A 13,119-nucleotide genomic window follows, 5' to 3' on the forward strand; every position below is an offset into this window, starting at 1 on the left:
CAACGGCTTCCTCGCAGGAACCGGACTGACCTGACGAAACATCAACAACCCAATTCGCAAAGATCAGTAGTAACATGAGAACGAGCGACGGCGTGACTCCGTTCCGCACGTGACGACCGCCGCCGGCGGTTCGTGGACGCTACGCAATCGCGGGCGGCGGTCTGCAAGTGATCGGCTGGAACGCGACGGCATCGTGGAGGCCGTCGCGACTTTGCGGGCGGTTTGACGCCTGCCACTACCTGAAGCGTTTCCGGCGAGGCAGAGGCCGCAGACCGGCACCCGGTGAGCGTAGCGTCTCGCCCTCGGCGTGCGTCGGCGCGAAGTCAGTACGGAAGAAGTCGCCCGGAAGGCGTTCGCAGATCAAGCGGTCCGGGCGAGCTCCTTCGGCGAGTGGAGCGTTTCAGGGTCCTGATGCGCGTCATCTCGGACACCTCCTCGCGTGAGTGGCCCCGACGAGTGGAAAGCCCGGCCCCGGCAACCGATTCCGCCGATGCCACCTCAAGCCGACTCAGCCGGGCCGTACGCGGCCCGCTGCCCCCGAGGCAGCCCACTTTCGCTTGCTTTGGCCTGGTGGAATGCGGTGGGAAAGTCCCGATCGCCTCCCGCCGGGTACCGCACCGAACCGCTCATGGGGATCGGTACCGTCGGCGGCCTTCCTCTCCAGCATGCGCTCCGCAACGACCGGCCGCACGCGGCGGAACGCGGCGGCGGGAGGCGAGACACAGCCACGCCGGATGGCCGTCCCGAGGGACCTTCGGCCCTGTCCGAATCTGCCCCGCCGAGGTTTCATGGATGTATGGCGTCGAGGAGGTGACGCAATGATCGGCATCGGTGTCGTGGTCCTGGTCGTCGCAATCCTGTTGTGCCTGGCAATGCCCCCGCAAGTGCGGCGCCGCCTCCTTCCGAAGCGTTTCTTCCGGCGTCGTCCACGCGGGTTTGTCTGGAAGGCGTCCGACGCCGACGGGAACGCGCGGGCGCTGGAGGACCAGGAGCAGGAGTGCATCGCCGCCTTGGGCTGCGGCTCGCTGTCCCCCGGCCAGTACCGGGAGGCGATGGAGCGCCTCGCGCGCCTCGACGAGCGACGCCCGGTGCGCGTACCGCAGGCCCGCAACGCCTGACGGACCAGCCACTGCATGCTCGTTTCCCCACTGACCAACACGTGGGGTCGGTACGGCGAACCCACAGCGCCCGCGTCAACGTCCCGAACGCTTGGGAACACCTCGGGCCCGGTTACCGACCGGCGTGCAACAAGCACGAACACGACCCACACTCGCCTGCACGACGGTAACCGCAAGGGCGACATTCGTCAGGCCCGCGCGTACGTGCGGTCGTCGACGGTGCGTAGTGCGGAATCTTCGGCGTGTGTTCGGCGTGGTGCACGGGAGCCCCCTTGACGGGGTGGTGTGGTGCGGCAGCGGAACCCGAAGGTGCGGCGATGGTGCACGGCGGCCCTTCGCGCACGGAATTTGGTGCAGTGGGGCCGTAGTTCGGGAGCCGGGCTTTGGCCTAGCGTGCTGATCGCCTCAGCCGGGACCGAAGTGCGCGGTTCCGGTTTTCGGGGGGCGCGCCAGTTCCGAGAAGGATGATCATGCTGCCTGGATTCAGTGTCACGTCGATACAGGACACGTCCCCGCTGGGGGTCACCGATGGGATCACCGCCCGCGTGGTCAAGGAGGGGACCGAGGAGGACCCGTCCGTCGTGATGGAGCTGACATTCGCGCCCGGTGCCGCGTTCGGGGAGGACGCGCACAGCCTGCCGGAGATCTTGTTGGTCACCGAAGGGGTCTTCAGCGACGGGCACGGAGAGTACGGCAAGGGCACCGTGATCGTCGGCAGTCCCGGTTCCGTGCACTTCCCGCAGTCGAAGGACGGCTGCACGGTCCTCGCGTTCCACCCGGCCGGCCGGTAGCCGATCGGTTCGGGATGGGATCCGCCCGCGTGAGCGCGTGGGTCCCCGGAACCCGGGCGCCCCTGTCCCGGGTTCCGACCGACCGATCCGAGGGTTCCGGAGACGAGCTCTTCTCCGAACCGGCCCGGCACCGTTGGCTCTTGTTCGTGCGGCGATTGGCTGAGACCTCGTGATCAATGACGTACACCTTCTCGTCGGGGCTTCGAGCGCGGGCATCACGGCAGGCCTGACCTGGGCCTGTCTCCTGCCGGGCCGGCGTCGCGCCGAGCAGCGCCTCCAACGGGCCCAGACGCGGGCCGAGCAAGCCTCCGCGAGAGCGGACCAACGCGTCGGGGAGGCGGAGCAGACAGCGCGGACGGCGGCGCTCGCGCAGGTCGAGGAGGCCCGCGCGGAGGCTGCCCGGAACTGGGCGCAACACCAGCTTGTGATGGCCGAGTTGGAGCATCTCGTCGACGTCCGCCTGCCCGCGGTGGTGCAGGAGCTCCAAGGCGTACGGGTGCATGCGCCCGCCGGGCTGCGCCGTCCGGACGCGTTCGACGGGTCCGAGACCGCCGCGTACCTGGAGGCCGTCGAGGACGCGGTGCGCGTCGCGGGTGCCGCCGTGCGCCAACGTGTGGAGGACTCCGCCCGCGCTGGGGTGCGTGTCGCCGCCGAGGAGATCCAGGCGAGCCTGACCCGCGCCCAGCGGGACATCGACAACGCCTTCGACGACCAGGACGACCTGGCCTCGGCCTCCGGGCGCGGCGCGGCCTCGTCGCAGACACTGGCGCGCGTGGACCACAGTGTCACGCTGGCGACGCACACCGTGCAGCGCCTGAGGATCCTGACCGAGTCGTGGCCGGGCGTGCAGCGGGCCAATTGCACCGTCGCGGAGATCATGGAGAGCGCGCGCGGGCGCATCCGGCACAGCGAGGCGGTGGAGTACACGTACCACGCGCACACCGGTGAAGCGGTGGTCGAGGGCCTGGTGGTGGAGCCGGTCATCGTGGCTCTCACCGAGTTGCTGGACAACGCGACCGCCTACTCCGGGAACGTGGCGGCGACACATGTCCACAGAGTGGCGACCGGCATGCGGATCACGGTCGAGGACCAAGGCCTGGGCATGAGCCCGCTGCAACTGGAGGAAGCCGAACATGCCCTGGCATCGGGGACCACGGACGTCACCGGGCTGGCCGAGCCCGGCAAGCTCGGCTTCCTGGTCATCGGACGCCTGGTGCACGCCTACGGACTGCGGGTGGGTCTGTCGCCATCGGCCTCGGGGGGTGTTCGGGCGGATCTGCTGATTCCCGCGGAACGCCTCGTCGCGGAAGGCAGCGAGCAGGTCCCTCCGGCCCCGGCCGCGACTGCGCCGCGCGAACCCGGGCACCGGCGGACCCGCGAAACAGCACCGGTGTCGGGACACCTCGCACCGGCCGGAGCCGGCAGCGCGGACCTGGAGCCCGCCCGCACCGCGGTCCCGTCGGCGGCGACCGCGCGGGCCGGGGACGTGGCCGGCCTGACCGCGCACGGGCTGCCCAAACGCCAACCCCGTCGGGCGGTACGCAGGCACGCCGAACCTCGGCTCCAGGACGTGTCCGACCCCGAGTCGTTCGCCGAGGGATTCGCGCAGCTCCGAGGTGTTCTCGCGGCGGGTTTCGGCGGAGAAGACAACGTCAACGAAGGGTGAGCACCCGATGTCCGAGTACCAGCACGCCACCGCAGACATGGCCGATCTCCGCCCGCAACTCAACGCCCTGTTGGGGGAAGGCGTGATATCAGCGGTCCTGTTCTCCTCCGATGGACTGGCCCTGGCGGCGACCGACGGCTTGGGCCGCGACGAAATGGAGCGCTCCTGCGCGGCGTTCGCCGGCATCGCCGCCCTGCAGGACACCTTCGCCGAGTGCTGCCGCACCACGCCGGAGAACCTGCTGATGCGCTATCAGATCATGGACTTCACGCGGTACACCGTGCTGTTGCTTGCCGCCGGCCACAACAGCGGCCTGGGTGTGGCCGTGGAAGGCGAGTCGATCAGCCAGAACGTCCAACTGGCGCTCTCCAAGGCACTGAAGCTCATCAAAGCCCTGGGTCCGGTCCTGGCGGCCCGGGACCGCCACATGCTCACGCGGGCATGAGCCCCGGTGCGGGCGGTGGTGGCCACACTCGCCGCGGCGTCGTCCGTTCCCACACCGTCATCACCCCCGGAGGCGAAGAGCCGGGACCCGCGCAGCCGGACGTCGACGTGGCGACCCTGCTGTCGGCCGACACCACGACGCCGCGGGAGGGGTTGCGCGTCCAGGCGCGGCGTGTCATGGCACTGCTGGAGCCGGGGGTCCTGTCCGTCGCCGATGTCGCCGCCTACCTGGACATGCCCGTCGGCGTCGTCCGCGCCCTCGTGGCCGACCTGGTCCGCACCGGCCACATACGCACCGCAGAGCCGTTCGTCCCCCTGGCACAGCCTCACGAACGGGAGTTCCTCGAAAGGGTTTTGCATGGCCTCCAGCGCCTCTGACCGTCGTTATCTGCCCCTCGGGGCGCGATCGGTCAAGATCGTGGTCCTCGGGGCCTTCGGAGTCGGAAAGACCACGTACGTGGCGACAATCTCCGAGATGCGACCACTGCGCACCGAGGAACGGCTCACGCGGGCAGGCCAGTTCGTCGACGACCTGACCGTGGACACCAAGTCGACGACGACAGTCGCCATGGACTTCGGACGACGCACACTGGGCGGCGACATCGTCGTCTACCTGTTCGGCGCCCCGGGCCAGCCGCGCTTCGCCGACATGATCCGCTCCCTCCTGCACGGCGCAATGGGCGGACTCGTGCTCGTCGACACCCGCCGCGTCGACGAATCGTACGAATCCATCGGCCTCCTGGAGGAGGCCGACCTGCCCTACGTGGTCGCCGTGAACACCTTCCCGGGAGCCCCCGCCTACCCCGAAGACGTGCTGCGCGACGCTCTGTCCCTGCCCTGCGACCGTCCGCTTGTCTTCCTCGACGCGCGCTTCGTGAAGTCGGCCAAACGCGCGCTGATCGCCCTGGTCACCGACATCCTCCACCCCGCAGGGAGCCCCGCCCCATGACCTACGAGACCGACCAAAGCCCCATCGTGCCACGGCTGTTCGGCACCGCGTTCAGCGAACGCCCGGCAGCCGCCTACGACGAGCTGCGCGCCGTGGGACCGGTCGCCTGGGGCCAGATCGCCGAGGGCGTGTACGTCCTTGTCGTCACCAACCACGCCGCCGCGCGCGAACTCCTCACCGACCCCGAGTACACGAGGGACCCCGGCGCGTGGGAAGCGCTCGCCCACGGCGGCGTCCCGGCCAGTCTCGCGCTGATGTACGCGGGCGGCCTCCAGCACACCGACGGCCCCGACCACGAGCGGCTGCGCCGTGCCGTGGACGACTGCCTGGCCGCCGTCGACCTGCACGCGGTACGGCGTACCGTCCAGCGGCATGCGCGCACCCTCATCGACGCGTTCGCCCACCGCGGCCACGCGGATCTCATGGCCGAGTACGCCGATCCGGTGTCCCTGCGCACCCTGACCGACCTCCTCGGGTGCCCTCCCGACGCCGCCGACCGGATCCGCGCGCACATCCGGTCCGTCATCGCCGCCGAGCAGGACGCGGCCGAGGCGTCCGCGGAACTGGCACATGTCCTGCGCGAGGTGATCGCGGCGAAGAAGTACCGTCCCGGCGCCGATGTGACGTCGTGGATGCTCGCCCATCCCGCGCTGCTCAGCGACCGGGAAGTGCAATGCCAATTGGCTTCCGTCATCCTGCTCGGCGCTGCACCCACGGCCGCGTGGATCGGTGCGACATTGCACACCCTGCTCACCGAGCGGGCTTATGCCAGTGAACTCGTCGGCGGCGCGGTGACCATCAGGCAGGCGATGAACGAAACCCTTTCCTCGCGATCCCCGGTGGCGAACGCGTCGGTCCACTACGCACGATTTCCGAAAGTCTTGCACGGTGTGCATATACCGGTCGGCGTACCTGTCCTGGTGAGCCACGCCGCCACCGGACTCGACCCCGACAGGCCCGGGCGAAACGCCTCCCGGGATCGCAGTCACCTGGCGTGGTCGGCGGGTGCGCACCGCTGCCCGGCGCAGATTCTGGCCGCGACCATCGCCGAGACGGCGATCGAAACGGTCGTCGACGCCGTGTGGGACCTGACCACGCCCACGCCCGCGATCGCCGGCAGGCCCGGCCCGTTCCAGCAGTGCCCGGTCCACGTCGGCGTGCTGTTTCCGCCGGTTCCGCCAGTCCCACCGCATGCACCGGGCCGCCCACCGGAAAACCACCGATTTTCCCCCATGGCCGACGCGGCGAAACGATAACTTACGGACAGTTCTTTCTGTTCTGGTGTGTTCTGGTGCGACAGTGACAGTTGGAGACGCGGCAATGTTTTCACTACGCGAATTGAGCGCAATCCCGGAGTTCGGCATAGGCGCCGGAGCCGGTTCGGATCGAGAAGTGCACTGCGCCCTGATTCTTTCCGGCAACCAGTGGATCGGAACGGACACAGAGAAGGCGCTGATCGTCTCCAACGTCGCGAACCTCCAGGTGGCCGACCGTCTCTTCCAGACACTGTCCGTCGGCCGCGCGGCGGGACTCGTCATCGCGGACGCGCCGGACGACGCATCCCTCGTCGAGATACGCGAGGCCGCCGCACGCCACCGCTTCCCCCTCCTCACCTCCACGCGGTCGCTCTCGGTGTGGAGGTCCGACCTGGCCCGGGCCGTACTCGATCTCAGCGTCGCCTGTGCCCGGCGCCATGCCGCCAGGCTCGGCGCGCTCCTCGAACAGCTCAAACCCGCCTCCGACACGGTCCCGAACATCAGCGGACTCCTGGCCCGCGAGTTGGATGCGGAGGTCGTCGTCCGCGGCGCCGACGGCATCCTCGCGGCATCGCCCGCCGCCGCGCCCCTCTCCCTGGCATCCGTCGCACAGCACCCGGACCGCCCGCACCAGACGACTCCGGCAGGCCTGTTCGCGCGTACCGTCCCGCTCTCCGCCGACGAAGTGCTGATCGTCGCCACCAAAGAGCCCCAGTCGCGGGCGGACAGAGCGGTCGTCACCCACGCAGCCGGGGCGCTCGCCTTCGCGCTCGCCCCACGGCGGCAGCAGTCGGACGCTCCTTTCGCCGCCGCTGTCCGGGGCATCCGGCTCTCCGCGTTCCAGCTCCTGATGACCGGCAACGCCACCCACGCGCAGCGCGTCATGGCCGGAGTGGCGCCCGGCCTGCTCGACAGCGAGTCCGCACGTGTCTTCATCGTCGACTGTGCGCGAGCCGACAGGGACACCGTCATGGCGGAGGTGGAGCGCAGCCTGGACGGCCATGCGCTCGCCGTCCGATGTCCCGCCTACCACGAGCACATCATCGTCGTCGTCCCCCAACACCCGGGCCACGACGCGGAGTCGGAGCTGCGCAAGGTGCGCGAGGCGTTCAGCACGGCCAACGTCGCCGTCGGGGGAAGCCTGGCCCATCCGCTCGAAGGCGTCGGCAACGCCTACGGCGAGGCGGCGGACGCCCTCGCCCGCGCGGCGCATCATCCCGAACGCACGGTCATCACCTCGTCACGCACGCCCGGGCTCGTGGACATCCTCCCGGCCGCCCCCGCGCGGGCGTGGGCCGGCAGGTTCCTCCAGCCCATCCTGAGCATGCCCAAAGAGGGCCGACAGGTCCTCGAAGCCACCGCCATGGCACTGGAGTTCCGTACGTCGGCAGCCGCGCGCATCATCGGCGTACACCGCAACACGGTGGCACGACGGGTCAACCAGGTGTGCGCCGGAGTCGGGATCAACCCCGAGCGCACCCTCGACCGCATCGCGCTGTCCCTGGCCATCCAGATCGTCAACACCCACCCGGCAGGCCCTTCGGACCATGCGGAGGATGTCTCCCTACACCACCTGCTCACCCATGCACAGGTCAGGGCCTGGGCGGACAAGGCACTGCGGCCCCTGGCCGACGACCGGCGGGACCTGATCCGCACCCTGCGCGCCTGGGTGCTCTCCGAGTTCAACGCCGACGTCACCGCGGCACGCCTGGGCATCGCGACCAAGACCGTACGCTCGCACATCCGGGCGGCGGAGCCCCTCTTGGAGAAGGACCTCATCACCGGTCTGCCGCAGGACACCGAGGAGGAGGGCGAACAACGCCTGAGCGGCATCAGGCCGCTCACCGTCGCCCTGTACGCGACCACACCTCCGGGAAGCGCCCACCCGGCCCTCCCCACCCAGGGGACCTGGACAACACACCGTGGCGTGCCCCTTGGCGGCTGAGCGCCACTGAGCTGCCACGTGTGCGGGGCGCGGGGGAAGAGGTTGAGGTCAGCCCGCGGTTTCGGCTGGAATCCGCCGACGCTCCGCGCGGAGACCCGGCGCTACAACACCTGGGACGGGCCAAGGCGTCCGGACGTAAGGCGAAGCGCGCGCCAGGACGCCGCGAAGCGCACGTCAGGCCTTCGTCGGTCGTGTCGCCGCTCCAGGTCGGCGCCGCGGCCAGCACTCGACCGTGGCGCACTGCCGCGAGGACCTCACCGGCGCCGTACGCCGACTCAAGCGAGCGCAACCAGGGACGCCCGGCGTGGAACCCACTTTTACGCCCAGTGGCTCCGCTGGAAGCGCACCGCTGAGCGGACAGTCCCCGGAGCGTGTCGATTCAGATCGGGAGGCTCAGGTAGGGAAATGACGAACGCAGCGTGCCTGTCGCGTCACCGGAGTCCAGCCCCATGGGAACCGACTGGCTCAAGACGATCTCGAACATGGTCTCGGGAGTGGGCTCGGTCAGTCCCCTTCCGTTGCGGCAACCGACACCGAACTCTGCCGTGCTGCCTATCCGGTAACGGAGCATGTCGGGCAGCAGTATGCCGCGCACGTACCGGCCGTAGAGCTCGGCCTGCCGGGCGTCCATCGTGCCGTTGGCGGTCACGACCGCGGCGACGTCGTCTTGGACCTGGCGGCCGAACAGACGCTGGTCGTGCACCGGGTCGCTCGCGTTGTAGTCGACGGTGCCGCCCGCGGTGAAGTCGAACAGCGTGTTGATCAGCGGGGTCGCCGCGCGGTTGATCTGGACCCATCCGCCGTGGTGGTCGGGCAACGCGGTAGTGCCCCAGAAGCCGATGCTGCCGGTCCCGGTCACCGTCGCGGGGACTTCGAGGACGATCGCGGTGACGTTGGTGTCCCCGAACAGATTCGTGGCGGTGTCGGGGTTGTAGGCGCTCAGGTCGAGCTTGCTGCCGGTGGTCACCGCCGTGCGGACCGCGGTGACGACGTTCCCCTCGATGTAGAACGGCTCCCCTGCGCTCCCGGCCCACATACGGATCCCGGTAGGTCCGGTCACGGCCTGCTCAGTCTGCCCGGTGACCACCACCCTGCCGGCGGCGTCGCGGTCCTGTGCGTCCGCTCCGCGCAGCTGGGACAGGACGAAGTCCTGGCGCCCAAGGGAATCCTTGGGCCGAAAGGCGGCGCGCAGGGTGACGTCCTCGACAGCGTCGCCGTTCGTGTCGATCTTGAACTCGTAGAGTGCCTCCGGATGAAAGCCACCCGTCGCCGACAGCGGGTCGACGTTGATGACGAACACGGTTCCCGTCTGCCCCTTGAAGAGGTAGACGTCACTGATGTCCAGTCGAGGGTCCTGCCTGGCGGCTTCGGAATCCAAGTGGTGTGACAAGGAAGAACTCCCGTTTCGAGTCAGGTGGAGGGGGACCTTACGGGTGTTGCGGCGTCGTCGGTTCCGACCGGGTGCGACGCCATCAGTACTCGAATCAGCCCAACGGGCAGCGGGCGAACGGTTCGAGGCCCAGCGCGAAGAACTTTCCGTGCATGGGGAATCCACGGCTCGCGCCCCACTCCTGGCGCACCAGCAGGCCCGGGAAGCGCCCGACGTCCCATAGCACTTGCGAGCGGGTACGGCCCTGCAAGTCGACGAGCTCGTACCATCCTTCGGTGAACCCGGCGACGTACACGGAGCGCGACGGCGCCCCGTGCTCGGGCACCACCGAGAGGTCCACCAACTCCTCTTCCGCGGTACGGATGTTGGGCCATTCCTGTGGAATGTCGCCGACCGCGCCCCGGATGACCCTCGCGCCGGTGGGCAGGCGCAGCCGAAATCCCGGCCTCAGGAACGGCTCCCGAAAGTGCCGCGCCCCGGCCCGGGCCGCGTTCGCCGTCGTTTGAGCCGAAGAGCCGGTTTTCCCAAGGGAATTCGGTGCGGCCGACGCCGGAGCCGCCAGTACTGCGCTCCCCGTGCCGATCACCATGGGCGCCGCCAACAGGCCGGCGACAACACGTCTGCGCGTCAAGGCGCCGTCCGCCCCGTGGTCCTGCCGATCACTGCGTCCCGAATCATTCATCCGGCTGCCTCCCCGTGCTCTCACTCGTCGTGATGTACGTCGCGAGCACGCGGCAGGCACGTCGGGCCGCCATGGGAAATCCAGATGCTCGCTGCGTGATGCGGCTGGTCGCGATGCTATTCAGGCCCGGTACGAAGCGAGGTGTGTGCACACTTGGCAGCCGCGCGGCGCCAGGTGTGCAGTCTGACGCGGCCCGCATGACAGACCTGGGGTTTCACGGCTCCTCGGCAGACCGGAGCACGGGCTCGTCAGTGAACCGCCTTGCCGTCTCGAACGCCTCTCGTGGCAGGGTTCCCCGCCGTGCGTGGTGGTCGGTCAGCAGGGCCAGGTAGAGCTCGGCTCGGTTACCCACATAGTCCAAGGTGTGACCGGTCAACTCCTCGACACGGGCGAGGCGTTTCGCGACGGTGTTGCGGTGGACGTCCAAGACCTCCGCCGTGCCGTGGGTGTCGCCGTGCCGCTCCAGCCACACCTGCAAGGTCCGGCGCAGGCGGCCGTCGGGGTCCGCCGCTCTGAGCGGCTTCATGACCGCGGAGGCCCAATCCAGGCTCCTGTCGATGTCCAACAGCCAGACCAGGCAGTCCCGGTCCACGTGTACGGGAACAGGGCCGTACGGCGGCAGGGTGTCGGCGCGGTCAAGTGCGTGCAACGCCAGATGCAGCCGCACACGCACACATTCGTCGCCCAGGTCGGCGCCGAGCAGCTCACCGACCAACCGGAGGCGGCGCTCCAGCGTTCTGCGGTGCACTCGCAGGTCGACGGCGGCCACTGACGTCCGGCCGTGGAACGTGAGCCAGGTGTACAGCGTCTCGGTGAGCTGGACAGCCTCGTGATGTTCCAGCACCGGGCGCAGCAGTGTCACCGCCCACTCCAGGAGCCTGGGCTCGGGTATGAGTCGGACCAGGCGTTGCTCGGCCAGGGCCCCGAAGACTGTCACCGGCTCCTGCACCGTGCGACCGGCGCGCAACGCGTGGCCGGCCTCCCGGTAGGCGGCCAGGCACTGCGATAGGGCGGCGGGATCCGAGGCCCCCACGTAGAGACGTTGCTTGCCCAGAGACGCCGCGGCCTCACGAAAACGGCCGTCGGCTCCGCTGCCCGCGCTGACAACGGCCACAACGTGGTCGGTCGTCGTGGCCACGAAGCCGTCGCTGCCCACGAGTCGGCCGAACAGGTCGAGGACCGACTGTCTCGCGGATGCCTGCGGGTCGGCGCGGTAGAAGCGCACGGGTTCGACAGGCATGCCGCCGCGGCCGCGCATCACAGTCGAGGCCGTGTGCGCGTCCCCGGCGAACAGCAGGTTCAGGACACCCCCGTTGAGCGCGGCCTCCGCCTGTTGCTGCCGACGGAGCGCTGCCGCCGCCACAGCGAGCAGCCGGGCTGCCGTATTGATCAGAAAGCGCCGTGTCCCATTCAGCGAACCGTGGACGCCGACAGCGAACACGAGGTCGTCGTGGCCGACCAGCGTCTGTAGCAGCACCACGTGGTCGCCCACGTTCGTGACCGCGCTGCCCTTCCGCTTCCAGAGGCGATCGCACGTCTCGGCGAGAGCCGGTGCATGCGCGGCGGACGACGCCGGCTCCGCGCTGCGGACTCCACCCAGTTGGTCCATCACCAGCGTCCAACAGGACGCCCCCAGTTTGTTGTTCAGGTGACGAACCAGTGCGCGGTCGCCTCCCCTGGCCGCGTCGAGCAAGCCGTTCACCGACTGAAGCCATTCGGCGTCCTGTGCCGGCGGTGTCGTCTCAGCCAACCCATGACCTCCGCAGTCCTGCCCTGCGCCGTCCGCGCAGCCGATACCAGCGGTGGGGGGACGGCAACAACAGAGGATGCCCCCACTGCACACCCTGATGCCGGCCGTTGCCGGCGCTGCACACCCACTCCGGCGCACTCGCCTGCGTAGCGTCGTAACAAGTCAGGACAGTGCCGCCCATCAGCCGGGGCCGACCACGAAGGGCCACCAGAGCATGACCACAGATTTCGTTCGCCCCAGACGCGCCTGCCACGTCTGGGAGCCCCCTGTCGAGCGGCCCGACGATTTGGCTCACGCACGCGCGTGGATGAGAGCGATGCTGCACGAGATGAGGAGGGATGACCTGATCGACGATGCCACGCTGGTGCTCACCGAGTTGGGCGCGAACGCGAAGCGCCACGGCGGGGGCATACGCGAGATCGCCGTCACGGCGTACAAGAGCGGCACACTCGAAATCAGTGTCGAGGACGGCAATCACCTTCCACCGGAACCCGTTCGAGAGCCCACCGAGGCGCAAGGGCGGGGCCTGCTCCTCGTCGCAGCGCTCGCGGCCCGATGGTATGCGGAGTTGCTCCCCCACGGTGGCAAACGCGTCAGCGCGATCCTCACCGTTTGACATTGGATCGGGACAGGCCATGTCACGCGCCCGACGGCAACGGCCACGCACCGACGCGATCACGGAACCTCACTCGATGCCGGACCGTCCGACCACCTGGACTTTCAAGGGGCGCCCATCATGTCACCATCGCCGGACTGGCACCGGTCTCGCACCGCGACTCGGTACGCACGAGGCGGCGGCAAAAGCCCTTCGCCGTAGCCGGAAACGCCGCCTGGCCCCGGGGCAATCGATCGGCCGGCGACGCAAGCGGTCACGTCGAGGTGGACAAGGCTCAGACAAGCCAGTCTCGCTAGGGACAGACGTAGCCGCCGTCGACCGGGAGCCCCACGCCGGTGATGAACGACGACTCGTCGCTCGCAAGGAAGAGCATCGCCGCCGCCATCTCCTCGGCGCGTCCCCAGCGATGCATGGGCTGGGCCTTCATGATCGAGTCGGTCGGCTCGGCGTTCGGGTCGTCGGTGGCCAGGCCGGTCCAGGTCATGCCGGGGCAGATCGCGTTGATCCGGATG

13 protein-coding genes are annotated in these 13,119 nt (G+C 69.3%); 9 read left to right on the top strand and 4 right to left on the bottom strand.

What is annotated here, in order from left to right; all coding sequences use genetic code 11:
* The first annotated feature begins 818 nt into the window (after positions 1 to 818).
* The 8 genes from ACRX5W_RS32655 (at position 819) to ACRX5W_RS32690 (ending at position 8,169) form a co-directional block, all read left to right on the top strand.
* Complete coding sequence (locus ACRX5W_RS32655; protein ID WP_436792018.1) at positions 819 to 1,118, top strand: hypothetical protein; 300 nt, start codon at positions 819 to 821, stop codon at positions 1,116 to 1,118.
* Between the two features lie 470 nt (positions 1,119 to 1,588).
* Entirely contained in the window at positions 1,589 to 1,909 is a 321-nt protein-coding gene (locus ACRX5W_RS32660) for a cupin domain-containing protein (RefSeq protein ID WP_436792019.1), read from the top strand.
* A 169-nt stretch (positions 1,910 to 2,078) separates the two neighbouring features.
* Entirely contained in the window at positions 2,079 to 3,575 is a 1,497-nt protein-coding gene (locus tag ACRX5W_RS32665) for a hypothetical protein (protein WP_436792020.1), read from the top strand.
* Between the two features lie 7 nt (positions 3,576 to 3,582).
* Complete coding sequence (locus ACRX5W_RS32670) at positions 3,583 to 4,020, top strand: hypothetical protein (RefSeq protein WP_436792021.1); 438 nt, start codon at positions 3,583 to 3,585, stop codon at positions 4,018 to 4,020.
* On the top strand, positions 4,017 to 4,397 hold the full coding sequence (locus ACRX5W_RS32675; RefSeq protein ID WP_436792022.1) for a DUF742 domain-containing protein: 381 nt from the start codon (positions 4,017 to 4,019) through the stop codon (positions 4,395 to 4,397). Before ACRX5W_RS32670 ends, ACRX5W_RS32675 begins: the two co-directional genes overlap by 4 nt.
* Positions 4,378 to 4,968, top strand: a complete 591-nt coding sequence (locus ACRX5W_RS32680; protein WP_436792023.1) for a GTP-binding protein — start codon at positions 4,378 to 4,380, stop codon at positions 4,966 to 4,968. The genes ACRX5W_RS32675 and ACRX5W_RS32680 overlap by 20 nt, the downstream gene beginning before the upstream one ends.
* A complete protein-coding gene (locus ACRX5W_RS32685) occupies positions 4,965 to 6,224 on the top strand; it encodes a cytochrome P450 (RefSeq protein WP_436792024.1) in 1,260 nt (419 codons plus the stop codon). The genes ACRX5W_RS32680 and ACRX5W_RS32685 overlap by 4 nt, the downstream gene beginning before the upstream one ends.
* 82 nt (positions 6,225 to 6,306) lie before the next feature.
* A complete protein-coding gene (locus ACRX5W_RS32690) occupies positions 6,307 to 8,169 on the top strand; it encodes a helix-turn-helix domain-containing protein (RefSeq protein ID WP_436792025.1) in 1,863 nt (620 codons plus the stop codon).
* A 379-nt stretch (positions 8,170 to 8,548) separates the two neighbouring features.
* On the opposite strand, the gene ACRX5W_RS32695 is transcribed toward ACRX5W_RS32690, so the two are convergent.
* The 3 genes from ACRX5W_RS32695 to ACRX5W_RS32705 all read right to left on the bottom strand — a co-directional run bounded on the left by ACRX5W_RS32695 (position 8,549) and on the right by ACRX5W_RS32705 (position 11,991).
* Positions 8,549 to 9,559: a DUF4331 family protein gene (locus ACRX5W_RS32695; protein ID WP_436792026.1), complete on the bottom strand. Its 1,011-nt coding sequence runs from the start codon at positions 9,557 to 9,559 to the stop codon at positions 8,549 to 8,551.
* A gap of 94 nt (positions 9,560 to 9,653) precedes the next feature.
* Positions 9,654 to 10,190, bottom strand: a complete 537-nt coding sequence (locus tag ACRX5W_RS32700; protein ID WP_436792027.1) for a hypothetical protein — start codon at positions 10,188 to 10,190, stop codon at positions 9,654 to 9,656.
* A gap of 265 nt (positions 10,191 to 10,455) precedes the next feature.
* Positions 10,456 to 11,991 carry a helix-turn-helix domain-containing protein gene (locus tag ACRX5W_RS32705; RefSeq protein ID WP_436792028.1) on the bottom strand — a complete coding sequence of 512 codons (1,536 nt, stop codon included), beginning with the start codon at positions 11,989 to 11,991 and terminating at the stop codon, positions 10,456 to 10,458.
* A 214-nt stretch (positions 11,992 to 12,205) separates the two neighbouring features.
* On the opposite strand from ACRX5W_RS32705, the gene ACRX5W_RS32710 reads away from it, so the two are divergent.
* Complete coding sequence (locus ACRX5W_RS32710; protein ID WP_436792029.1) at positions 12,206 to 12,607, top strand: ATP-binding protein; 402 nt, start codon at positions 12,206 to 12,208, stop codon at positions 12,605 to 12,607.
* Between the two features lie 292 nt (positions 12,608 to 12,899).
* Here the strand turns inward: ACRX5W_RS32710 and ACRX5W_RS32715 are convergent.
* A partial coding sequence (locus tag ACRX5W_RS32715; protein WP_436792030.1) for an SDR family oxidoreductase occupies positions 12,900 to 13,119 on the bottom strand: 220 nt, incomplete at its 5' end.

It is taken from the genome of Yinghuangia sp. YIM S10712, assembly GCF_051388935.1.
Classification (GTDB): domain Bacteria; phylum Actinomycetota; class Actinomycetes; order Streptomycetales; family Streptomycetaceae; genus Yinghuangia.

Excerpts from the sequence above, each read along its gene's own strand:
- ACRX5W_RS32655 (WP_436792018.1), top strand. The coding sequence starts at position 819 with ATGATCGGCATCGGTGTCGTGGTCCTGGTCGTCGCAATCCTGTTGTGC.
- ACRX5W_RS32660 (WP_436792019.1), top strand. The coding sequence starts at position 1,589 with ATGCTGCCTGGATTCAGTGTCACGTCGATACAGGACACGTCCCCGCTG.
- ACRX5W_RS32670 (WP_436792021.1), top strand. The coding sequence starts at position 3,583 with ATGTCCGAGTACCAGCACGCCACCGCAGACATGGCCGATCTCCGCCCG.
- ACRX5W_RS32675 (WP_436792022.1), top strand. The coding sequence starts at position 4,017 with ATGAGCCCCGGTGCGGGCGGTGGTGGCCACACTCGCCGCGGCGTCGTC.
- ACRX5W_RS32680 (WP_436792023.1), top strand. The coding sequence starts at position 4,378 with ATGGCCTCCAGCGCCTCTGACCGTCGTTATCTGCCCCTCGGGGCGCGA.
- ACRX5W_RS32685 (WP_436792024.1), top strand. The coding sequence starts at position 4,965 with ATGACCTACGAGACCGACCAAAGCCCCATCGTGCCACGGCTGTTCGGC.
- ACRX5W_RS32710 (WP_436792029.1), top strand. The coding sequence starts at position 12,206 with ATGACCACAGATTTCGTTCGCCCCAGACGCGCCTGCCACGTCTGGGAG.